This window comes from Halosimplex litoreum, assembly GCF_016065055.1.
Taxonomy (GTDB): domain Archaea; phylum Halobacteriota; class Halobacteria; order Halobacteriales; family Haloarculaceae; genus Halosimplex; species Halosimplex litoreum.
In genome coordinates, this window is record NZ_CP065856.1 from 394,661 (window position 1) to 415,755 (window position 21,095).

The 21,095-nt window shown below is 68.9% G+C and carries 26 protein-coding genes and 2 pseudogenes; 14 read left to right on the top strand and 14 right to left on the bottom strand.

Translation table 11 applies throughout. The annotated features are described in order from the left end of the window. Window positions 1-5: 5 nt before the first annotated feature. Window positions 6-431 (bottom strand): hypothetical protein, encoded by a 426-nt coding sequence (locus tag I7X12_RS01935; protein WP_198062211.1) that lies wholly within the window; start codon window positions 429-431, stop codon window positions 6-8. Between the two features lie 94 nt (window positions 432-525). Between I7X12_RS01935 and I7X12_RS01940 the strand changes: the two genes are divergently transcribed. The 9 genes from I7X12_RS01940 (at window position 526) to I7X12_RS01980 (ending at window position 7,266) form a co-directional block, all read left to right on the top strand. Continuing rightward, the gene (locus I7X12_RS01940) at window positions 526-1,356 is read left to right on the top strand and encodes a 2,3,4,5-tetrahydropyridine-2,6-dicarboxylate N-succinyltransferase (protein WP_198062212.1); all 831 of its coding nucleotides are present in this window, start codon (window positions 526-528) and stop codon (window positions 1,354-1,356) included. A 483-nt stretch (window positions 1,357-1,839) separates the two neighbouring features. Then, on the top strand, window positions 1,840-2,085 hold the full coding sequence (locus I7X12_RS01945; protein ID WP_198062213.1) for an antitoxin VapB family protein: 246 nt from the start codon (window positions 1,840-1,842) through the stop codon (window positions 2,083-2,085). Continuing rightward, window positions 2,082-2,471 carry a PIN domain-containing protein gene (locus I7X12_RS01950; protein WP_198062214.1) on the top strand — a complete coding sequence of 130 codons (390 nt, stop codon included), beginning with the start codon at window positions 2,082-2,084 and terminating at the stop codon, window positions 2,469-2,471. Before I7X12_RS01945 ends, I7X12_RS01950 begins: the two co-directional genes overlap by 4 nt. A 58-nt stretch (window positions 2,472-2,529) precedes the next feature. Then, entirely contained in the window at window positions 2,530-3,321 is a 792-nt protein-coding gene (locus I7X12_RS01955; RefSeq protein ID WP_198062215.1) for an Nmad3 family putative nucleotide modification protein, read from the top strand. Window positions 3,322-3,461: 140 nt separating this feature from the next. Then, window positions 3,462-4,370, top strand: a complete 909-nt coding sequence (locus I7X12_RS01960; protein WP_198062216.1) for an ABC transporter ATP-binding protein — start codon at window positions 3,462-3,464, stop codon at window positions 4,368-4,370. Further along, window positions 4,367-5,176 carry an ABC transporter permease gene (locus tag I7X12_RS01965; RefSeq protein ID WP_198062217.1) on the top strand — a complete coding sequence of 270 codons (810 nt, stop codon included), beginning with the start codon at window positions 4,367-4,369 and terminating at the stop codon, window positions 5,174-5,176. The genes I7X12_RS01960 and I7X12_RS01965 overlap by 4 nt, the downstream gene beginning before the upstream one ends. Continuing rightward, the gene (locus tag I7X12_RS01970; RefSeq protein WP_198062218.1) at window positions 5,173-5,991 is read left to right on the top strand and encodes an ABC transporter permease; all 819 of its coding nucleotides are present in this window, start codon (window positions 5,173-5,175) and stop codon (window positions 5,989-5,991) included. The genes I7X12_RS01965 and I7X12_RS01970 overlap by 4 nt, the downstream gene beginning before the upstream one ends. A 157-nt stretch (window positions 5,992-6,148) precedes the next feature. Further along, window positions 6,149-6,541 carry a nascent polypeptide-associated complex protein gene (locus I7X12_RS01975; protein WP_198062219.1) on the top strand — a complete coding sequence of 131 codons (393 nt, stop codon included), beginning with the start codon at window positions 6,149-6,151 and terminating at the stop codon, window positions 6,539-6,541. Further along, a complete protein-coding gene (locus I7X12_RS01980) occupies window positions 6,538-7,266 on the top strand; it encodes a methyltransferase domain-containing protein (RefSeq protein ID WP_198062220.1) in 729 nt (242 codons plus the stop codon). Before I7X12_RS01975 ends, I7X12_RS01980 begins: the two co-directional genes overlap by 4 nt. A gap of 38 nt (window positions 7,267-7,304) precedes the next feature. Here the strand turns inward: I7X12_RS01980 and I7X12_RS01985 are convergent, their stop codons facing one another. The 10 genes and pseudogenes from I7X12_RS01985 to I7X12_RS02030 all read right to left on the bottom strand — a co-directional run bounded on the left by I7X12_RS01985 (window position 7,305) and on the right by I7X12_RS02030 (window position 13,742). Beyond that, a complete protein-coding gene (locus I7X12_RS01985; protein WP_198062221.1) occupies window positions 7,305-7,931 on the bottom strand; it encodes a hypothetical protein in 627 nt (208 codons plus the stop codon). 26 nt (window positions 7,932-7,957) lie between these two features. Then, the gene (locus I7X12_RS01990; RefSeq protein WP_198062222.1) at window positions 7,958-8,284 is read right to left on the bottom strand and encodes a transcription factor S; all 327 of its coding nucleotides are present in this window, start codon (window positions 8,282-8,284) and stop codon (window positions 7,958-7,960) included. 85 nt (window positions 8,285-8,369) lie between these two features. Continuing rightward, window positions 8,370-9,308 (bottom strand): DUF7139 domain-containing protein, encoded by a 939-nt coding sequence (locus tag I7X12_RS01995; protein WP_198062223.1) that lies wholly within the window; start codon window positions 9,306-9,308, stop codon window positions 8,370-8,372. Between the two features lie 132 nt (window positions 9,309-9,440). Further along, the gene (locus I7X12_RS02000; protein WP_232342980.1) at window positions 9,441-9,740 is read right to left on the bottom strand and encodes a hypothetical protein; all 300 of its coding nucleotides are present in this window, start codon (window positions 9,738-9,740) and stop codon (window positions 9,441-9,443) included. Between the two features lie 14 nt (window positions 9,741-9,754). Beyond that, window positions 9,755-10,279 (bottom strand): DoxX family protein, encoded by a 525-nt coding sequence (locus I7X12_RS02005; protein ID WP_198062224.1) that lies wholly within the window; start codon window positions 10,277-10,279, stop codon window positions 9,755-9,757. Window positions 10,280-10,469: 190 nt separating this feature from the next. Continuing rightward, window positions 10,470-10,955: pseudogene (locus tag I7X12_RS20520) on the bottom strand (alkaline phosphatase family protein); the annotation flags it as partial. A gap of 393 nt (window positions 10,956-11,348) precedes the next feature. After that, window positions 11,349-12,392, bottom strand: a pseudogene (locus I7X12_RS02015) (alkaline phosphatase family protein); the annotation flags it as partial. Between the two features lie 90 nt (window positions 12,393-12,482). Further along, the gene (locus I7X12_RS02020) at window positions 12,483-12,629 is read right to left on the bottom strand and encodes a hypothetical protein (RefSeq protein ID WP_198062225.1); all 147 of its coding nucleotides are present in this window, start codon (window positions 12,627-12,629) and stop codon (window positions 12,483-12,485) included. A 140-nt stretch (window positions 12,630-12,769) separates the two neighbouring features. Beyond that, on the bottom strand, window positions 12,770-12,940 hold the full coding sequence (locus I7X12_RS02025) for a hypothetical protein (RefSeq protein WP_198062226.1): 171 nt from the start codon (window positions 12,938-12,940) through the stop codon (window positions 12,770-12,772). A 268-nt stretch (window positions 12,941-13,208) separates the two neighbouring features. Beyond that, on the bottom strand, window positions 13,209-13,742 hold the full coding sequence (locus I7X12_RS02030) for an inorganic diphosphatase (protein WP_198062227.1): 534 nt from the start codon (window positions 13,740-13,742) through the stop codon (window positions 13,209-13,211). A gap of 200 nt (window positions 13,743-13,942) precedes the next feature. Between I7X12_RS02030 and I7X12_RS02035 the strand changes: the two genes are divergently transcribed. Then, window positions 13,943-14,305, top strand: coding sequence for a PadR family transcriptional regulator (locus I7X12_RS02035; RefSeq protein WP_198062228.1), 363 nt, complete (start codon window positions 13,943-13,945; stop codon window positions 14,303-14,305). Window position 14,306: 1 nt separating this feature from the next. On the opposite strand, the gene I7X12_RS02040 is transcribed toward I7X12_RS02035, so the two are convergent. Together I7X12_RS02040 and rnhA are read right to left on the bottom strand one after the other, a co-directional pair. Beyond that, a complete protein-coding gene (locus tag I7X12_RS02040; protein WP_232342981.1) occupies window positions 14,307-14,930 on the bottom strand; it encodes a DUF7108 family protein in 624 nt (207 codons plus the stop codon). A gap of 30 nt (window positions 14,931-14,960) precedes the next feature. After that, window positions 14,961-15,554: a ribonuclease HI gene (rnhA, locus tag I7X12_RS02045; protein WP_198062229.1), complete on the bottom strand. Its 594-nt coding sequence runs from the start codon at window positions 15,552-15,554 to the stop codon at window positions 14,961-14,963. 157 nt (window positions 15,555-15,711) lie between these two features. Here rnhA and I7X12_RS02050 point away from each other — a divergent pair, with 157 nt between their 5' ends. From I7X12_RS02050 to I7X12_RS02060, 3 genes are all read left to right on the top strand, one after another. Then, window positions 15,712-16,644, top strand: a complete 933-nt coding sequence (locus I7X12_RS02050; RefSeq protein ID WP_198062230.1) for a M48 family metallopeptidase — start codon at window positions 15,712-15,714, stop codon at window positions 16,642-16,644. Window positions 16,645-16,753: 109 nt separating this feature from the next. After that, window positions 16,754-18,004, top strand: coding sequence for a DNA repair protein NreA (gene nreA / locus I7X12_RS02055; protein WP_198062231.1), 1,251 nt, complete (start codon window positions 16,754-16,756; stop codon window positions 18,002-18,004). A gap of 111 nt (window positions 18,005-18,115) precedes the next feature. After that, complete coding sequence (locus tag I7X12_RS02060) at window positions 18,116-18,418, top strand: hypothetical protein (RefSeq protein WP_198062232.1); 303 nt, start codon at window positions 18,116-18,118, stop codon at window positions 18,416-18,418. A 223-nt stretch (window positions 18,419-18,641) separates the two neighbouring features. Here the strand turns inward: I7X12_RS02060 and I7X12_RS02065 are convergent, their stop codons facing one another. Further along, window positions 18,642-18,785, bottom strand: coding sequence for a DUF7331 family protein (locus tag I7X12_RS02065; RefSeq protein WP_193366316.1), 144 nt, complete (start codon window positions 18,783-18,785; stop codon window positions 18,642-18,644). A gap of 257 nt (window positions 18,786-19,042) precedes the next feature. On the opposite strand from I7X12_RS02065, the gene I7X12_RS02070 reads away from it, so the two are divergent. After that, entirely contained in the window at window positions 19,043-21,094 is a 2,052-nt protein-coding gene (locus I7X12_RS02070) for a COG1361 S-layer family protein (protein WP_198062233.1), read from the top strand. Window position 21,095: the final 1 nt, after the last annotated feature.

Genomic DNA, 21,095 nt, shown 5'->3' on the forward strand with positions numbered 1-21,095 from the left:
AGCCGTCACTCCTCTTTCGCAGCGAATCGCGGCCACGCGACGTGTCGGGTGACGCCGCCGAGCGCCACCGCCCAGACGAACGCGAGCGACCCGACCGCGAAGGCCGGTATCGCGTCCGGTGACAGCACCGACCAGACGACCGCGGTCCCGACCGCGATGAACGCCAGCGCCGCGACGACCGAGACGGCGTCGCTCACCCCGCTCAGGTCGACGCCGTCGACGAGCAGAAACACGGCGAGCCCGGCGACCGCCCCGATCGCGACGGCCCTGACCGCCGACTCGGCCGAGACGGGACCGAGCGACCCCGTCGCGTACGGGAGGACCCACGTCGGCGTGAACGCGAGCGCCGCGACGAACGTTCGGATCGCGCGTCGCCGAGCGTCGCTATCGCCCTCCTCGGCGCCGCGAGTGGATCCTCGGGCGAAACTCATCTGTGAGTGAATGTCTCCGCGGTTCGATAAATACGTTGCTCCGGAGGACGGCGACTCCGAGGGTGTTTTGCCCCCGGGGCGTACACCCTCGGGTATGAGCCTGCAATCCGACATCGCGGACCTCTGGACCCGAAAGCAAGAGGGCCTGACGGCCGCCGACGCGACCGACGACCACCTCGCGACGCTCGACGACTTCCTCGCCGCGCTCGAAGCCGGCGACGTGCGCGCCGCCGAGAAGTCGGGCGGCGAGTGGGAGGCCAACGAGTGGGTCAAGCAGGGTATCCTCCTGAACTTCGGCCTGCGCGACACCGAAGCCCGCGAGTACGGCGACGTGACATATCACGACGTGCTGCCGCTGCGTGAGACGGCCGATCTGAACGAGCGCGGGACCCGAAACACGCCGGACGGCACGGTCATCCGCCGCGGTGCCTACGTCGGCAGCGACGCCATCCTGATGTCCCCGGCGTTCGTCAACATCGGCGCCCACGTCGGCGACGGGACGCTCGTCGACTCCTGTGACACCGTCGGGTCCTGTGCGCAGATCGGTGACGACGTCAAACTCGGCGCGAACACGCTCATCGGCGGCGTGCTCGAACCGGTCGAGGACGCGCCGGTCATCGTCGAGGACGGCGTCTCGCTGGGCGCGGGCTGTCGCGTCACGAGCGGGTTCGTCGTCGGCGAGAACTCCATCGTCGGCGAGAACACGCTGCTCACGCCGCGTATCCCCGTCTACGACCTCGTCGAGGAGGAGATCCTCTACGGCGAACTCCCGCCCGAGCGCCGGGCCTTCACCCGCTTCGTCGAGTCGTCGGTTTCGGATCACGACCTCATCGACGGCGGCGCCTACAAGCCCGCGGTCGTCGCCACGAGCGTCGAGGAGGAGACTCTCGAAGCGACCGAGCGGGAAGACGCGTTGCGGGAGTGATGTCCGCGCGCCGTCGGCGCGCGGTTCACGCGAGTCGCTCTGCGACTCGCGCTTTTTCACCCATGTTTTTGCCGTCCGGGTTCCCCGCAGCGCGCCCCCGGCGCGCGAGGAAACCCGGGCGGGAAAAAGATGGTCGCGAGACCTTGGGGGCGACCGAACGCGAGGACGCGCTGCGGGAGTAGAGGCGGGGCCTCGCCGGTGGATGGCTCACCGCGAGCGACCAGCGGGAGCGAGCGGCTTTTTCGCCCACGTTTTTGCCCCGGGTTCCCGCAGTGAGCGGGGCGAGACCGACCGGAGGGAGGTCTCGATGCGAACGGGGAGCGAAGCGACCCGTGAGCGGAGCGAACGAGGAAACCCGGGTGGGAAAAAGGTGGCTGCGAGGCGACCGAGCGCGAGGACGCGCTGCGGGAGTAACTTCACAGCACTGACGACCAGTTCGAACTCCCGCTCGACTTATGTGTACGCGTACACGTACACAGACATATGGGGACGAAAACGATTTCACTGGCGGACGACGCCTACGAGAAGCTGAAACGCCACAAGCGAGAGGGAGAGAGCTTCAGCGACGTGGTCCGGCGACTCGCGGGCGACGTTCCCCTCTCGGAGTACTACGGTGCGCTGGAGCAGGACACTGCCGACGAACTGGAGCAGATCGTCGAGGACCGACGGGAGGAACGCGCGAACTCCCATCGTCGACGAGTCGACGACCTGCGAGACGCGCTCGAATGATCCTCGACTCGACGTTCCTCATCGACGTGCTCCGCGGGGACGAGCAGGTCTCCGAACGGGTCGCGGAGATCGACGACGCTGGGACGCCCTGCGTGAGTTCGGTGACCGTGATGGAGTTGATAGAGGGGATCTACCTGGCCGACGCGTCCACGTCGGAACGGGACGCGGTCGAGGACCTGATCGAGAATCTCACCGAGCTACCGTTCGACCGCCGGTGTGCGATGGAGGCCGGACGGGTGAACGCGGGTCTGATCCGAGATGGCGAGCGGATCGACGAGGCAGACGTGATGATAGCGGCGACGGCGCTCGTACACGACCACGCGGTGGTCACCCGGAACGTCGACCACTTCGACCGGATCGAACCGGTGACGGTCGTGACTTACTGACGGGTCTGCCCACACCACCGACCGCGCGACTTTTCCCACACCGTCCCAATTTTCGCCCGTGACAGTCGTCTGTTGTGGCGTCGGCGCCGACACCGGGAACGTCCGCCCGGTCCCGGGCGTCGACGCCGATGGCCGCTTCGAGTACGTCCCCATCCCTGAGAAGGGCGCGACGACCGAGACGGCCACGTACGGCTCGCTCGACCGGCGCCACGGCGAGGGGACGCTCGCCGACCTGCTCGACGGGATCCGCCCGGGCAGCGACGGCGAGTGGGTTACCGACCCGGCGGCGATCCGGGACTGCTCGGTCCACCACGACCCGAACCTGACGGCGTTGACCTACGGCGAGCACCGGCCGGGGTACGTGGCGAAGCTGCGCGAACTGCAACCGGGCGATATCGTCGCGTTCTACGGCGGTTTCCCGGGACCGGACAGCGACTACAAACACCGTTATCTGTTCGGCTACTTTTCCGTCGCGGAGCCGCCGGTCGTGCTCGACCCCGAGGCGGATCGCGAGGACGTGGCGGCGGCCCTCGCCGAGCACCCCGAAAACGCCCACGCCAAGCGCTTCGCCGGCCACGGCGACCTGTACTACCACGATCCGGCGTTTACCGACCGGCCGCGACCGGTCGTGATCGTCCCCGGCGAAGAACCCGGCGGTGTCCTCGACCGCGCAGTGCGGCTCAGCGACCGTCGACGCGGACCGAACTACTACATGAGAGAGGGGGTCGCGGACGCGCTGGCGCCGGCGTCGTCGAGCGACCACGGAACGCACCTGGGCGGGTTCAAACCCGCGGTGCGATGCGAGATCGACGCCGAGCGGTTCCGAGCGTTCCTCCGACGGTCGGCCTGACGGGGCGCTGACTCGACCGAACGCTGACCCGACCCACCGACGGTCGGCGAACCGCCGCTCCGGCGAGACACCGATCGGAGAGTTGCTGGGTCTGAAATTCTTCTGTGGGTATTAATGTCCCGTTAGTACTACGCAGGCACATGGCAGCTATCGAAGCGGACGCGGTATCGAAGCGCTACGGGACGGAGGTCGCCCTCGACCGGGTCGACCTCACCGTCGCGGAGGGCGAGACGTTCGGCTTCCTCGGTCCCAACGGCGCGGGCAAGTCGACGTTCATCAACGTCCTGCTGGACTTCGCCAAACCGACGGACGGGTCGGCGTCGATCTTCGGCAACGACTGCCAGGGCGCGGGCGTGGCCGCCCGCGACCGGATCGGCGTGCTCCCGGAGGGGTACTCCGTGTTCGACCGGCTGACCGGTCGCCAGCACGTCGAGTACGCCATGGACTCGAAGGACGTCGACGGCGACCCCAGTCGAATCCTCGACCGGGTCGGGATCCTCGACGACGCCGACCGGACGGCCAGCGACTACTCCAAGGGGATGGCCCAGCGACTGGTGCTGGGGATGGCGCTCGTGGGGGAGCCGGACCTGCTGATCCTCGACGAGCCCTCCACGGGGCTGGATCCCAACGGCGCCGCCGAGATGCGGTCGATCCTCGAGGCGGAGAACGAGCGGGGCGCGACGGTCTTCTTCTCGTCGCACATCCTCGAACAGGTCGAGGCGGTCTGCGACAGGGTCGGTATCCTCCAGAACGGCGAGCTCGTCGCCGTCGACACCATCGAAGGGCTGCGCGAGTCGCTGGGCGGGGGGACGAAGCTCGTGATCACCCTCGACCGACTCGACGACGGGACCCTCGAAAGCGTCCGGTCGGTCGGGGGCGTCGAGACCGCGGTCGCCCGCGACGAGACGACCCTCGAAGTGACGTGTACGAACGACGCGAAGATGGACATCCTCGTGGAACTCCACGACGCCGGCGTCGACGTGGTGAACTTCCGCACGGAGGAGGCCTCCCTCGAGGACATGTTCATCGAGTACACCGGCAGCCGATGACCTGGCGAACCGTCGCGAACCGGGACTGGCGGCTGACCGTCGACGCCCGCTCGGCGAAGGCGTTGCTCGGGCTCGTCGTCCTCGGCGTCCTCGTAGCGGGCTACATCTATCCGGTCGTCACCCCCGGGCCGCACACGACCAGCCAGTTCCCCGAGTTCGTCGAGGGGATCCTGACGACGCTGGTGCCGTTCGTGGGCGTCCTGCTCGGCTACAACGCCGTCGTCAGCGACCGCGAGTCGGGGGCGATCCGCCTGTCGCTGTCGCTCCCCCAGAGCCGCTCGGACGTCGTCCTCGGGACCTACGCCAGCCGAACCGGACTGCTCGCGGCGACGCTCGCGGGCTCGCTGGCCGCGGCCGGCGCGCTCGTCGTCTATCCCTTCGGCGAACTCCAGCTCGGTCGATTCCTGGTCTTCGTCGCGCTGACGGTCGCCTACGGTGCGGTCTGGAGCGGGCTCGGGATCGCCGTCTCGCTGGCGGTCGCGACCAAGCGGCGCGCGCTCGTGGTCGGATTCGTGTTCCTGTTCCTGTTCGTCGTCGTCTGGGACGCCCTGGAGGCGGCGGCGTTGCTCGGCCTCTCGGCGGCGGGGATCGTCGACGGTGAACTTCCCGGGCTCGCCGAGTTGGTGTTCGGGCTGGAACCCGGGCGGGCCTTCGGGCGAGCGACGGCCGGGCTGGTCGACCCGACCCGGAGCGTCGAGGGTGCCTGGTATCTCGGCGGGTGGGTGGCGCTGGCGGTACTGGCGCTGTGGGTCGTCGGGCCGATCGGGCTCGCTTACGCCCGCTTCGCGCGGAGGGATCTGTCGTGAGCTGGCGCGTCGTCGCTCGCAAAGACGTCCGCGACGCCGCGCGGTCGAAGACCATCTGGGTCCTGTTCGGCCTGCTGTCGCTCCTTTCGGTGGGTTACGCCGCCGTCCACAGCTACCTCGGTCCCGCCGAGTTCCCGGCGTTCTTGGGTGGGCTTGCCGACGTCGTCGGCGCGGTCGTGCCGATACTCGCGCTGTTGCTCGGGTACAAGTCGATCGTCGACGACCGGACCGACGGCAGCATGTTCCTGACGCTGTCGTTCCCCCACTCCCGGAGCGACCTGATCGCCGGCACACTCGTCGGTCGCGCGGTCGTGTTGCTCGCCCCGACGCTCGTGGCACTGGCCGCGGCGGGCGCGGTCGGTGCCGTCCGCTACGGGACCGACGGCGCCGCGCTGTACCCGCTGTTCGTCGCCGCCACCGCGCTCTACGGCGTCGCCTTCCTCGGGGTCGCCGTCGGCCTCTCGATGTGGACGACCGTCGACCGGTGGATCACGCTCGGCGCGTTCGGCGTCTACATGCTCGGGGTGAACCTCTGGGGCGGCCTCCACTCGTTCGCGTTGCTCTTCCTCCATCGCTTCGACGGCGCCGTCCTGGCCGACCTCCCCGACTGGGCGCTGCTGTTCCGGCTGGCCGGCCCGGGCGAGTCGTACGACCGGCTGCTGGCCGCCGCGTTCGACCTCGGCCGCGCCGGTCGCTACGTGGCCGACGGCGCCCCCGTCTACGTCGACTGGTGGGCCGCCGTCGTCCTGCTGCTCGCCTGGTTCGCGGTGCCGCTGGCGGCCGGCTATCGACGGTTCCGGAGTACCGACCTCTGAGCGGCCGGACGACCGGGGCGGCCGCCGTTCCGCGCGCAGCCGCTCCCGGCCACGGCCCGTCCGTGCGACCGACCGCGTCGGCAACGGGTCCGGTCAGCCGACGTCCGGGAGCAGGCGGTTGTTAAGGCTTTTTGCGTCGGGCGACCGACGTGGGGGTATGTTCCCAGGAGGCGGCGGCATGAACGACCGCAAGATGCAGCAGATGATGAAGCAGATGGGCATCGATATGACCGACCTCGACGCCGAGGAGGTCGTCATCCGAACCCCCGACGAGGAGCTCGTCTTCACCGACGCGGACGTCCAGCGGATGGACGCCCAGGGCCAGCAGACCTACACCATCGTCGGCGAGCCAGAGTCCCACGAGCGCGGCGAGGGCGACGGCGACGAGCCGGCGATCGCGGAGAGCGACGACGAGGCCGGGGCGGCGACGATCCCCGACGAGGACGTGGAACTGGTCGCGACCCGAGCGGGCGCCAGCGAGGACGACGCTCGCGAAGCGCTCGAAGAGACGAACGGCGACCTGGCGGCGGCCATCGAGCGGTTAGAGTGAGCCTGCTGTTCGTCCACGAAGCGGAGGACCGGGAGTACCTGCTCTCGCCCGGCGAGACGCTGGAGTGCGACCTGGGCGTCCTCGAAGTGCCAGAGGACGTGACACCCGGGGAGATCGTCGAGAGCCACATCGGCGAGCCGTTCACCGCGCGGAAGCTCCGCGGCCCGGATCTGTTCAACCACTTCGAGCGGACGGGCGCGCCGATGATGCCTCGCGATATCGGGCTCATCGTGGGCCACACCGGCGTTTCCACCGAGGACGACGTGCTCGACGCCGGGACCGGAACGGGCGTGCTGGCTGCGTATCTCGGCCGCTGTGGCGCGTCGGTGACGACCTTCGAGCGCGACCCCGAGTTCGCCGAGGTGGCCCGCGAGAACGTGGCACTGGCCGGCGTGGCCGACCGCGTGGACGTTCGCACGGGCGACGTGACCGACCAGCTGGGCGATCTGGACCGATACGACGTGGTGACCCTCGACACGGAGGACGCGCCGACGATGGTCGAGCGGACGCCCAATTTGCTCCGCGACGGCGGCTACGTCGCGGTGTACTCGCCGTTCGTCGAGGGGACCCGGGAGGCGGTCTCGGCCGCCCACGAGGTCGGGCTCACCGAAGTCGAGACCCTGGAGACGATCCAGCGCGAGATGGACTTCGACGACCGCGGGTCTCGGCCGTCGACCGCCGGCGTCGGCCACACCGGCTACCTGACCTTCGCGCGGCGAGTGTAGCGACCGGCACAGGTCCGTCTTTTCCCGCGACTCGTCGGTCAGCCGACGGCTCGCAGGAGATCGAGCAGTTCCTCGCGGTAGTCGGTGTCCGCGCCGTCGAGCGCAGTGCTCTCGGCGCTCGGGAACCGGTCGGCGAGCGACGAGCGTGGGTAGGCCCCACCGGCGAGACGGATGTGGCCGTCGGCCCAGGCGCCGACCCACCCCTCGACGGGGGCCGGGTCACCGTCTGGCAGTGCCACCTCGCCCGTCACCTGTCGGAGCGTGACTCGAGAGCGGTCCTCGGTCCGGATCCGCTCGCGGCGGCCCCGCTCGACGTCGACGACGCCGCGGTCGGTCAGGTCGGCGGCGAACTGCCGGACGGCTTCCGTCTTCACCGAGGGGAGCACCATCGCCGGGCCGATGCCCGGAGCCAGCGGCGGGCGGAAGGCGAGCCTCGTCGCGAAGAAAAAGCGCCAGGACTGGTCGAGTTCGCCGTCGGTCGCCTCGCGGACGGCCGCACGGAGCGCGGTGTCCTCGTAGACGACCGTGTGGCCGCGCACGTCGGCCCCCTCGACGCCGAACAGCGTCTCGGTCGTGTCTTCGGCGCGCTCCCAGGTCCCGTCGAGTCGATCGACCGGGACGGTCGGTGCGGGGACGTCGTCGCCGTCGTCGGGAGCGCGTGGCACGTCGGTCTCTCAGTGCCGGTGATACTTCAGTGGTCGTCCTCGCGCCACTTGTGCTCGCACTCGGTGCAGGTGAAAAAGCGCGTCTCGCTCTCGTCGGCGGCGCGGATCTGTTTCATCTCCCAGAACGCCTGGTCGTTGCCACACTCCGGACAGCGGGCTTCGGTCGTCGGCCCCATGTCCTCGGCGCTCACGTCGGAGGTGTCGATGACCTCCGTCTCCTCCTGGCCCTGTGTCGTCACGGCGGTCTTGGCCTCCTCGGCCTCGTTGCGCGACTCCTCGTAGCCGCAGCTGCCACAGACCCAGGCGTCCCCCTCGGTTTTCATCATCGAACCGCATTCGTCGCAGAACTTCATACCCGCGGTAGCGGGCCACCGGTTGAAAAATCCCCGGGTTCACGACGTCGTCTTCGCGCCGACACGTCGGCTCCGACCGGTCGTCTCACTTGGACTCGGACCACTGGTCGCAGGCGTCCATATCCTCCATGAGTTCCTCGTGGAGGCCGCAGTACGGGGTGATCTTCTCGTCGACTTTCACGTACTCGAAGTGGGCGCAGTTGCCGCAGTAGGCGTCGGGACGACCCCGCTCGCCCGCGGCCTCGACGAACTCGGCGTCGGTGAACTCGCCGTTCCCGGGACCGGCGTCTCCGCCGCCGTTCTCGACGGTGGCCGACCCACCGTCGGCGGCGGCGCCGGACCGGTCGGCGGGGTTCGGCCGCCCACCGGCGGTGTCGGCGAGGATCTCGGCGTCCTGGCCGCGACTCGCCGGCTCGGAGCCCGGGGGCTCGTCGCGGTTGGTCTGGGTGCGGACCTCCCCCTGCGGTTCCGTGCCGAACAGGCCGACGGAGCCGAAGCCGCCGGCTGGCTCGGCGTCCTCGACGAGGCGGAGGTTGCCCGCCTCGGTGATCTCCATGCGAGCGGTGCCGCCGGGGTCGTTGCGGGTCTTGAACGTGGCGAGGCCGGCGAACAGACAGGTCAGGGAGACCAACGCGCCGAAGAAGTAGACGACGACGGCCGCCGGGCCGAGGGGGTCGCCGGCGCCGAACCACTGGTCGGGGTAGGCGACGCGGAACAGGGCGACGCCGAGGACGGCGACGCTGGCGCCGATGACCGACGCGGCGCGGGTCGTCCGGCCGCTCGGGAGGACGGCGAACACGCCGAGGAAGGTGGCCGGGAGACCGAGACCGGCCAGCGTGCCGGCCAGCGTGCGCGCCGCGATGCGGTCGAGGCCGAGCGATGCCCCGGCGTTCGTCGTCGAGACGACGATGCTCGCGACGACCATCGCCGTGCCTGCCGCGAAGAGCGTCGCCCCCGCGTAGAACCGACGAGAGGTCGTCACCGTCCGCAGGTGCCCCTCGTACACTTCGGTCAGGCTTGCCATACGCGACCTTCTCCGTGCGAGACCATAACGACCCGTCAGACGCGCGTCTGACTCCCAGCGTCACCGCCCAGCGATGCGGTCGCTGGCGGGTTCGAGCGCGCGAAATGCGGAAAACGAGCGGATCCGGTGCGGTCAGTCGGCGGTCATCTCGACGCGCTGGGTGGTATCCTCACCGCCGGCCGTCCCGGCCATGCGGTAGACCTGCCACGCCAGCAGGACGACCAGGCCGGCGACGACGAGGAAGACCCTGAGGTTGGCGTCGACCATCGGCGTCGCGACGACTTCACCGGCGTCGTTGGTGGTGGGGGCCGCGCCGTAGGGCGGGCCCGCGAGCACTTCGACGATGCCCAGGCCGACGACCCCCAGCAGTACGAGGCCACCGCCCAGCGCCATCGCCGCCCTGTCGATCGTGGTGATGATAGTGTCGTTCATTGGTGGTCACCGCCTCAGCCGAGCAGGTATTTGAGCTTCGGATGCCGTTCGACGAGCGTGGTCCGTTCGATGACCGCGTCCAGGCCGTAGTACCGACCGGCGGCCAGCGCCGCGAGGGTCACGAAGATGAGCAGGGTCTGGAAGTCCCCCGTCACCAGTCCGTGCCCGTAGCCGCCGTTGCCGACCCAGAACAGGGTCATGAAGATGGCCCCACCGAACGCGGCCAGCCGGGTCAGGGCGCCGAACATGATCCCCAGGCCGATGAGCGTCTCGAACAGCGGGACGCCGGGCTTGACCAACCACGCGAGGTTGTTCGCCATCCACACCGGGAGGGGGCCCAGCGCCGTACCCGTCATGCCCTGCAGGTAGCCCGTCGCACCGGCGTAGTTGAACCCGCTCTCGATGATCTTCGTCACGCCGGCGTGGAAGAAGTACCACCCGGTGATCACGCGCAACAGCGCGACCCAGTACGTCGCGACGGGGCCGCCGATGTCGAACGCGAACTCGTCGGCCAGTGGGTTCGCCGTGTTGGTTGCCATGGTCGTCACCTCACACGTGCAGCTTGCGGGCGAGAGTGAATATAAAGGGGTGCGCGTTCCCGAGGTCTGAAAATCGCGTGACCGGGACCGGCCGTGGCGGTCTACTCGATAGAAACTCCGTCGTACGCGGATCGCTCGGTCGGTGAAGTAGTCACGGGGGTAGCGGTCGCGCTGCGGGTCGGCTCGGCGCTCAGACCAGCGAGGTGCCGTCGAACTCGCCGCGTTCGTAGTCGACGCCCATCAGGTCGAGGATGGTCGGCGCGATGTCGAAGAGATCCACGTCGGAGACGCGGGCCTCCTCGTCGTCGATGAGGAGGGTGGCGTTGTCGAAGCTGTGCATGCCGTTGCGGGCGGCGAACTCGACGAAGGGGTTCTTGCGGCCCTTGAAGCCGGCCTTCAGGTCGAAGCCGTGGTTCGGGACGATCGTCAGGTCCGGCGCGATGTCGTCGTGGTCGCCGCGGAAGGCGTCCTCCTTGGTGACGACGCGGTCGGCGACGGGCTCGCCGTTGGGCCCCTCCATCTCCTCCAGTTCGGCTTTCAGCTCCGAGCGTACCTGTTCGTACTCCTCCTGGGGGACGCTCCCGCGCGGTTCGCGGCCCTCGAGGTTGAGGTAGAAGCGGCCGGGGATGAGCGAGTAAGCGTCGGCCTCGTCGGCGATGTCCGGAAGCTCCGAGTGCGTGTACTCCAGCACCTCGCGATCGGGGTCCAGGTCGGTCCCGATGTCGACGCCGTCGGCGGCCGAGAGCCTGACTGCGAAGTGGTCGCCGTCGGACTCGGCGGACACCTCGTCGAACAGTTCGGTGGTGTCGGCCTTGTCGGCGCCGAGCGACTTCGGGGTCACGCCCGAGAGCGCCTCGACCACGTATTCGCGGGCGTCGTCCGTGAGCGCGACGACGGCGCCGTCTTTCGGGTAGACGTCGCCCTCGGCGCGGACGAGGTCGGCTTCGACGTGGTACTGCTCGTCGTCCTCGCCGTCTTCGGTCTCGACGACGTGGGTGTCGACGTCCACGTCGTCGGCGTCGACGAGAACGGCACGTTCCTCACCCTCGTCGATCACGGCGGGCGTGGCGTCCTGAATGGCGGCGACGGCCTCGTCGCGGGCGTCCTCGTCGTCGGCGACCAGACGGCCGTCCTCGAGCTCGGCGGCCAGCCGTGCGGGGTCGACGAGCTCGTCGAGGTCGCCCGCGTAGTCGGGGTCGAACGTCAGGTGGTCGCCGTCGCGGAGCCAGGCGCCGAGCTGGAAGGTGTAGTCGCTGTCCTGGCTGTAGGAGAGCCAGCCGTTCTCGCGGAGCCAGGCGTTGCAGTTGACCTCGTAGTCCAGCGAGGTGAACCCGTGGTCGGAGGCGACCATCATCGTCACGTCGTCGGGCAGCATCTCGCGCAGTTCGCCGAGGTACTCGTCGACCTTCTTGTAGAACTCGACGAATTCGTCCTCGTACTCGCCCCCTTTCTCGTAGTCGCGGAACAGGAAGTGGTTGACCCGGTCGGTGGCCATGAAGACGCCGAAAAAGAGGTCCCAGTCGTCCTCCTCGACGTAGTGTCGGAACGACTCCTGACGGGCGTCCAGCGTCGCGTGAGCGTCCTCCATGAACTCGCGCTTGTCGGTGTGGCCCAGGCTGGCGTTGGTGTCGATGCGGTAGTCGATCGACTGCAGGTAGTCGCGAAAGTCGTCGGGGTAGGCGGACTTCTCGACGCCGGGCGAGAGGAAGCCCGAGACCATCCGCTGGACGTCGCGCTGGGGCGGGAAGGTGGTGACGACGTTCATCACCGTGGCGTCGCGGCCCGCCTCCTGGACGCGGTCCCAGACCCGCTTCGTCTGGACGTCGCGGCGCATCGGGACGTACGTCTCGTAGGAGCCGACCTCGCGGTCCTGGAAGCCGTAGACGCCGGTCTCGCCGGGGTTCTTGCCGGAGGTCAGCGCCGGCCAACAGGCCGACGACTCCGGCGGGACGATGCTGTCGATGGCGCCCGCCGACCCCTCGTCGACGAGCCGCGAGAGGTTCGGGAACTCGTCGCGGTTGTCGGCGATGAGGCTATAAGGTACGCCGTCGATGCCGAAGAAAGCGACCCGCGGCTCGTCGTCGCCGCCGCGGATACGGTCGAACAGTCCCATACCCCGGATTACCGCGGTGGGGCACAAGAAGCTTCTTTTCGCGGACAGGCTCGGGGGGCGTCGGTGACGCTCAACCGCCGCTGACCGCCGTCAATCCCGCGAACGGGTCCCGGCCGACCGGTCGACAGCCGCGTCGGCGGACTCGTCGTCGGACTCGTCACCGTCGCGTTCGTCCCCGAAGTTCTCGGGCACGACCGTCAGGTGCGCCATTCCGGTCGTCGGAGTTCTCGTTGCCATACGTGTCGACGGACGCACGCGACACCCAAGTAATTACCCATGCTCATAATGTATCGACGGAACCGGGGCGGATGCGCGGGAGGCATACCTGGGGAACGGCGGCGGTCCACGGGGTCGTTCGCACGGCGAGAACGGCCAACTCAGCGCATCGACTCGCGCTCGACGGCGCCGTCGGAGACGATCCAGCCGTCGGGTTCGCTGGTGTCGAAGACGACGGTCTCGTCGTCGCAGTCGACCGCGACGTACCGCTCGGAGACGGCGGACACTCGTTCGCGCAGTGCTTCGGCGGAGGGAGGGTCGGTGTTCTGCATCGGGGTCACCTCGAACGAGTACACCTTGGGGCCGACGAATGATATAGGGGGGCGACCTCGTACGTGATTTCATGCTGTTTCAGAATCGTTCGTGTCCCGTCGCTGTCTGGCGATTAAATCGTTCACGCGGTGCGTGAACTGTCGTGAACAGTTCACCGTCGGTGCGGTCGGGGGATTGCCGGATCGGGACCGAGTGGGTGTCGTGCCGGAACGGCCGGGCGGCTGTGAGGTCGACGTGGTCGAAAGAACGGGCGCGTCGCGAGCGCGGCTACTGGAACTCTTCGTCGTAGAGGTCCTGGGCGTGTTCGATGGCGTCGTAGGCGGACTGCTTGTCCTCCCAGCCCAGCGTCTCGACTTCCTTGCCCTCCTCTAAGTTCTTGTAGGTCGCGAAGAACTCGTCGATCTCGTCGAGTTGCTGCTGGGGGATGTCCTCCAGGTCCTCGATGTGGTCGTAGCGGGGGTCCTCGCTGGGGACGGCGATGACCTTGTCGTCCTGCTCGCCGTCGTCGTCCATCTTCATCAGGGCGACGGGGCGGGCCTCGACGACACAGCCCGGGAACGTCTGGTCCTCGACGAGCACGAGCACGTCGAACGGGTCCTCGTCGTCGTAGTACGACTGCGGGATGAACCCGTAGTCGGAGGGGTAGTGGACGTTCGAGTGCAGCACGCGGTCGAGGACGACACCGGGAATCGACTTGTCGTACTCGTACTTGTTGCGCTCGCCTTTGAGGCACTCGACTACTGCGTAGATCTCTTCGGGCGGGTTCGGCCCCGTCTCGAGGTCTTCCCAGAGGTTCGACATCATCCGCGAGTGCGCCTGGCGCCATCAAAGACCTTTTCGTTTCGTTCGTTCCCCCACAGAGAACCGGAGGAACTCCCGGGTAGCGGTAGGATTATCATTCTGTGATATCACTCGGAGAATGCGTCGAGGAGGGGGGTATCCTCACGGATAACGGAAGAAAGTTAACAAGTGTTAAATAGCCAGATGACATTCCGTTTACTATGTCAGAGGCACAATCGGTGACTGACAGCCCCGGAATCGCACGCGAGCTAACCGCGTTCCAGCAGAACATCCTCGTCATCCTCGGCGAAGAGCCCCGATACGGGCTCGCTATCAAACGTGAACTCGAGGACTACTACGACGACGAGGTCAACCACGGTCGACTCTACCCCAACCTCGACGACCTCGTCGAGATGGGTCTGGTCGAGAAGAGCGAACTCGACAAGCGGACCAACCAGTACGCTCTGACCGACGACGGCTACGAGACGGTGCTCGACCAGCTCTCCTGGGAGTTCTCGAAGCTCGTCACGAGCGGCGACCGCGCCGACGACCTGCGCGAGCTCGTCGACGCCGTCCAGGAGTAACTCACTCGCTCAGCGGACAGCGCTCGTCCGCGACCGAAAACGCGACCCGTACCGATTTTTCGACGATATCGCGCTGGCCAGCCGTCGGCCACGCGTTGCGCGGGTAGTACTCGTCCAGGAACTCAGAGAGTTCCTCGGCCGTCGCGTCGTGAACCGGCTTGGCGTAGTGGTTCCCCATGAAGTCGGCCAGCGCCGCGACGTTCGCGGCGTGGTCCTCGCCGTGTTCCTCGCGGACCTCGGCGACGACCTCGCGGTTGTACTCGTCGATCTCCGCCCAGTCGTCGCCCTCGCCCGGGCCCGAGAGCGGCACCTCGATCCCGCGGTCGATATCCTCGATCCGGTCGGTCCGGATCTCCCCGTCCTCGACCCACCGTTCGGGGTAGAGCACGAGCACGTCGCGGGTCTCGTCCTCGCGGACGCGGGCGGTGTAGTCGTGGGCGGCCAGCCGCTCGTCGCGGTCGACCCGGTAGGCCGCGGCCTCGTCGCGGTCGGCGGCTTCGCGTGCGAGTCGGGTCAACCGCTCGGCCTCGTCGACGACCGCCTCGGGCGGGAGGTCGTCGGGCTCGCTTTCTTCGTCGGCCAGCACGTTGGGGGCCTCGCTGGGGTCGGGTGTCTCGTCGGGCATAGTGTGTGTCGTCGTGATTCGCGGAGCCGATCAGGCCTGGTCGAGGGCTTCGTTCGCGAGGTCGTCGGCGCGGTCGTTTATCTCCCGCGGAACGTGTTCGAGCGACCACGAGTCGAACTCCGTGAGGAGTTCGCGGACGGTCACGCGGTACTCCCGGAGTTCCGGGTCGTTCGTCGACCACTCGCCGCGGACCTGTTTGACGATGAGTTCGGAGTCGCCGCGGACGTCGATCTCGTCGAAGCCGTAGTCTCGGGCGACGCTGACGCCCTCGATGAGCGCCTCGTACTCGGCCTGGTTGTTCGTGGCGCGGCCGATCGTGTGGCCGCCCTCGGCGACGATCCCGTCGCCGCTGACGATGACCCAGCCCACGGCGGAAGGGCCGGGGTTGCCGCGGCAGGCGCCGTCGAAGTAGACGTGCGCCCGGCCGCCGCCCTGGCGGACCAGTCCCTCCAGGTCCGCGGGATTTGCGCCCTGGATCACCACCTTGTCGTCGTAGGCGACGGCGGTCGCGTCGCCGCGGCTGGCACGCCAGCGCTCGTGGTCCGTGTTCCCCGACTCGACCTCGACGCCCGCGGTTTCGAGCCGCTCGCGGGCCGCCGCCACGTCGCACTCGACTGTCGGCATCGTCCACACGTCGGCCGCCAGCGGGCATATGGGTTCGGATCCGTTCGGACCGACCGCTCGTTCGGACCGGTCGCGGTCCGCTCGGACCGTTCGCGGTCGACTCCGTTCGTGCCCCGACCGCTTTTGCACGACCGGACCGAACGAGCGCTCGAGATCCGTGTCACTGACCGCGACGCTCGACCGCGCCGCCGGCCCGCCCGCGGCCTATCGGCTGATCGACGCGCTCGTGCTCGCCGTCCTGGCCGCGGCGCTGGCCGCCTGCTACGCTGCCGGGATGGCCCCGCCGACGGTCCTCGCGGTCGCGCTGGCGAGCTTCGGGCTGGAGTTCGCGGTCGGCCGCGTCGTCACCGACGGCCTCCTCCGCGGGCTCGAACTGGCCGACGAGGCACCGCCGCGGCTCCGCCGGATCGCCGCCGAGGTGGCCGCCGAGCTGGGCGTCGCGACGCCGTCGGTGGTCGTCGACCGCGAGAGCGACGGCGGGGTGAACGTCCTCGGCGGCGGCGACCGCACGGTCCTCGTCGCCTCCGCATCGCTCGTCGACCGGCTCGACGACGGAGCGTTGCGGGCGGTCGTCGCCCACGAACTCGCCCACCGCTCGCTCGGCCACCTCCACCGGGTCCCGCTCCGGGAAGGCGCCACCCACGCCGTCGGCCTCGCGGCGTTCTGGTTCCTCGCGCTCCGTCAGCTCCCGCCGGGGGTCGCCGCCGTCGCGGGCGGCGCGTTCCTCGTCGCCGGCGTCGGCCGTTCGAACGACGTCAACCGTCTGCTGTACGTCCTCGCCAGCGCCGGTGTCGTGGTCCTCGTCCGGGCGCTCGCGGCCCGAGCGAACCGGCTGGAGGAGTGTCACGCCGACGACGTGGCCGTCGCCGCGACGAGCGCGACCGACTTCTGTACCGGCCTCTACGCCGTCGGCGCCGTGGGCGACGCAGACGACGCGGTCGCCGGCGGTAGCCCGTTCGGCGCGCGCCGGACGCGGATCGAACGGTTGACCGCCGAGCACCCGTCGATCGAGGCCCGGCTGGCCAGATACGGACTCGCGCCCGACGAGGTGGCAGAGCGTGCCCGGGTGGAGCGGCCGGCGGACGACTGAGCCCGCGACGGTCGACTCTCGCGCCGCGAACCACCGTTTCGACCCCTCCGGGTTCCCCCACCGACTCTTTGAAGCCCGTGGGGCCGGTACGGTGAAGCGAATGGCGGGCATGCGCCTCGACGACTTCATCGAGGACTTCCAGCGCGACGAGGCCGCGGAGAAGCGTCGGCTGGCCGAGGAGAAGTCCTACGAGATCACGGAGTACCTCGACGACGTCGAACGGGAGTTCCAGCAGGCCGTCCAGGGCGACTCGATGTTCGGCTCCACGGCACCGGAGGTGTTCGTCGGCCGGTCGGGCTACCCCGACGTGTCGACGGGCGTGCTGTCGCCGATGGGCGGCGACGCCGACGCCGCCGACTTCGCGACCAGCGGTGACTGGTACCAGCAAGGATACCAGATCGACGACGTGCTCCAGCGGCGGACGGGGATGCTCAACTCCACTCGCTCGGCGAAGGTGGACGTGTCGGACGTGTGGGACGGTTTCGTCGGCACCCAGCGGGAGGTCGCGATCGCCGACCACCCCGTCGACGTGGAGGTCGGCCTCGACGGGACGCCCGATATCGATCTGTCGCTCGACGACGTCTCGACGCCGACGGGGCCGCGGGCGCGGGCCACGAACGCCGACCTGGCGGAGAACCCCCACGTGCCCCGACCGGTCGAGAAGACCCTGGAGGACGACGACTGGGCGGCCGAGGGGGCGATGACCTACCTCTACCGTCGGGGATTCGACGTGTACGACATCAACACCATCCTCTCGGCGGGCGCGCTGGGCCAGGGCCACGACCGCAAGCTCGTGCCGACGCGGTGGTCGATCACCGCCGTCGACGACACCGTCGGGAAGTTCCTGCGGGGTGGCCTCCAGCACAGCGACACCGTCGACGAGGTGTCGGTGTGGACCAACGAGTACATGGGCAACCGCTACTGGGTGGTCCTCGCGCCCGGCAACTGGGAGTTCGAACTCGTCGAGATGAAAGCGCCCGAGAGCGTCTGGAACCCCGCGGCGAGCGACTACTACCTCTCCAGCGCCCACGAGGGCTGGGAGGGGCGGACGGGCTACGTCGAGGAGACCGCCGGCGCCTACTACGCCTCGCGGCTGGCGGTGCTCGAACACCTCCACGAGGTCGACCGGCAGGCGAAGGCCCTCGTTCTGCGGGAGGTCACCGACGACTACTGGGCACCGGTGGGTGTCTGGCAAGTCCGCGAGGGGGTGCGCCACGCCTTCGACGGCGAACACGGCGTCGCCGAGAGCTTCCGTGACGCCCTCCGAGGGGTGCTTCCGCAGGTCCCGGTCCCGCTGGGACGACTACGCCGGAAGTCGAACCTCGTCGCCGGCCTCCAGACTTCGATCACCGACTTCTGAGCGCCGGTTCGGCGGCGGTATCCGCCGGGAACCCGACCCGGTCGCGACGGTCCCGCAGCGTGGTGGTGTCACGGCGGAAGGGTTTTCGCGTGACCGTCCGTAGCCATCGGCATGCTTCTCCAGTTGGGGATCCCCGGCGGTGTCGAACTGCTCGTCGTCCTGGTGATGGGGTTGCTCATGTTCGGCCTTCCGCTGGTCGTCGTCGCCGTCCTCGGCGCGCTGTGGCTGCGGTCGGACGACGACTACGACGAGCGCATCCGGCAACTGGAGACGGAGATCGCTCGCCTCCACGCGCAGGTCGGCGACGACGGCCACGCCACCGCCGACGAGTTCGCCGACCCCGACGGTGGCTCCGGCGACGGCGGCGATTACCCGAGCGACGGCGACCGCGACGCCGACCGCGATGGCGAGTAGGAGCCCCCTGCGACGGTCACATCGGACGAATCCGCACGTTTCGGGGCCGCTCGCGATCCACGGTGGGTGGCGCGACCGAGCGGTGGACCGGCCAGGCCGACGGGAACCAGCGCGGTTCACCGAACGGTGGCGCGGCCAGGCAGTCGATGCGAAAGAACGGGGTGTCGTGGGCGAGGGCGGTCGGCCGCTCCGGCGGGAGGAGCGAGTCCCCTCCGAGACCCGGTCAGGCTATCTCGTCACCGGTCACTGTTTCGTCCGACTGGATCCACGCCCGGTGGTTGTCGACATCGTAGATGACGACGTCACCGTTCGCGATCTCGAGTTCGTCGTAGCGGCTCGTCTCGGAGCGAGTTTCGTTGGTTGCCATTGTTGTGGTCTACGTTCCGTCGCTGTCTGTCGGTCAGGCGATAGCAGTAGCTACGCCCTATACCTTGTTAAATGTTACCAATGGATCGGATATTGACCCGAAGCGCCGACGGCGCGGTCGTGGTCTGTAAGAAACTCTCTGAAAGTTTCTTCCTGTTTACAATGATTGACGGGGTTCGGGCGGTAATCCGGAGAACGACACCTGCGCGGCCGTCGTTGGTCCCCGCGGCACGGTGGGTGGCAAACGAGAATCCACGTATGCAACGGACACAGCTCTTCGTAGTCGCGTCAGTCGTACTGTTGCTCGCCGCGTCGCCCGTCGCCGGCGCGGTCGCCGACCGCGCACCCGACGCCGCCGGGACGGACGACCCGTCGACGAACGCGGTCGACCGGGCGGACGCGTCCGCCGCGGTCCAGCAGCAACAGCAGCAAGACAACGTCACCGGGAACCCCGGGATCGACCTCTCGGCCCCGGACACCGACTTCGTCCCCGGGGCACAGACCGCGCTGCAGGTCGTCGTGCTGAACGACGGCAACGTCACCGACGGGTCGCTGTCGAACCCGCAGCTCGAACAGCAGGTGACCACCGCCCGCGCGCTCCGGGTCAGCGTCGGCGAGCACGAGGCGCCGCTGACGGTCACCACCAACGAACGCGCGGTCGCGCGCCTGCCCGACGGGTCGTCGGCGCCCGTCGAGTTCCGGATGGAGGTCGACCGCTCGGCCCAGCCGGGGACCTACCAGCTCCCGATCAACGCCTCGTACAACTACACGGCGTCGGTAGACCCGGCGACGAGCGAGTACAACCGGACGAGCACGACGCGGAACTTCACGGTCAACGTGACTATCGAGGAGGCCGCGCAGTTCCGCGTGACCGACGTCGAGTCGACGGCCCGGATCGGCGCCACCGGCACGGTCGACGTGACGATGCGTAACACCGGGACCGCGGTCGCGCGCAACGCCTCGGTCGCGCTCACCTCCCGCAACGCCGACCTGACCTTCGGCGCGTCGTCGTCGTCGACCCGCTACGTCGGCGGCGCCTGGGCGCCGGGCGAGACGCGGACCGTCTCCTACCGCGTCAGCGCCGCTCAGTCGGCGAGCCAGCAGCAGTACGCATTCGGCGCGACCGTCAGCTACGAGGACGAGGACAGCGCGCCGATGGAGTCCGACAGCCTCTCGCTGGGCGTCACGCCCGCGCGCGAACAGACGTTCACCGTCGTCGACAGCGCGAGCGACGTGGCCGTCGACGACGACGGGCCCGTGACCGTCACCGTTCGCAACGACGGTCCGATCGACGTGCGCGACGCGTCCGTGTCTGTCACCTCCGGAAGCCCCGCGCTCACATTCGGCGGGTCGACGACCGCGAGCGAGTACGTCGGCGCGTGGGCGGCCAACGAGACCCGCGAGATCGCCGTCGAAGCCACGGCGACCCCGCAGGCCGAGAGCCGTACCTACTCCCTGCAGGCGTCGGTGACCTACGAGGACGGCGAAGGCGACCCCGGCGAGTCCGGCACGCTCCAGTTCGGCGTCCGCCCCGACCCCGAAGTCGAGTACGAGTTCGACGCGAGCAACCTGAGTTCGACGCTCCGGGTCGGCGAAGAAGGCACCCTCTCGGGCACGATCACCAACGTCGGCGACACACGGGCCGACAGCGTCGTGGTCGTCTTCGAATCGGAGTCCCAGAGCGTCTCGCCGCTCGAACGCGAGTACGCCGTCGGGAACCTGCGGGTCAACCAGTCCAAGGAGTTCGCCTTCGACGTGGAAGTCAGCGAGGCCGGCGAAGCCGGCCCGAAGCAGTTCACGCTGCGACCGACCTACCGGAACGCCGACGACGAACGGCGCGAGGCCGAGAGTTTCGACACTCGCCTGCGCGTCCGCCAGCAACGGGACGCCTTCGACGTGTCGGTCGGTAACGGGACCGTCGAACGCGGCGGCGGCCGCGTCCTCGAAGTGACGGTCACGAACGTCGGCGACGACCCCGTCAGCGACGTGTCCGCGGCCATGTTCGCCGACGACCCGATCAGTGTCGACGACAGCGAGGCCTACGCCGACGAGATCCCAGCGGGCGAGTCGGAGACGCTCGTCTTCGAGGTCAGCGCCGGCTCCGGCGCGTTGACCAAGTCCTACCCGGTCGAGATGGACTTCCAGTACGACGACGCCGACGGTGACACGACTCTCTCCAGCGGCTACACCGTCGCGGTCGACGTGACCGAGCCCGAGGACGGCGGCGGCGGCCTGCCCGTCCCGGTCATCGTCGGCGCGCTCGTCGTCCTCGTCGCCCTCGTCGTCGGGTACCTGTGGTACGACCGCTAAG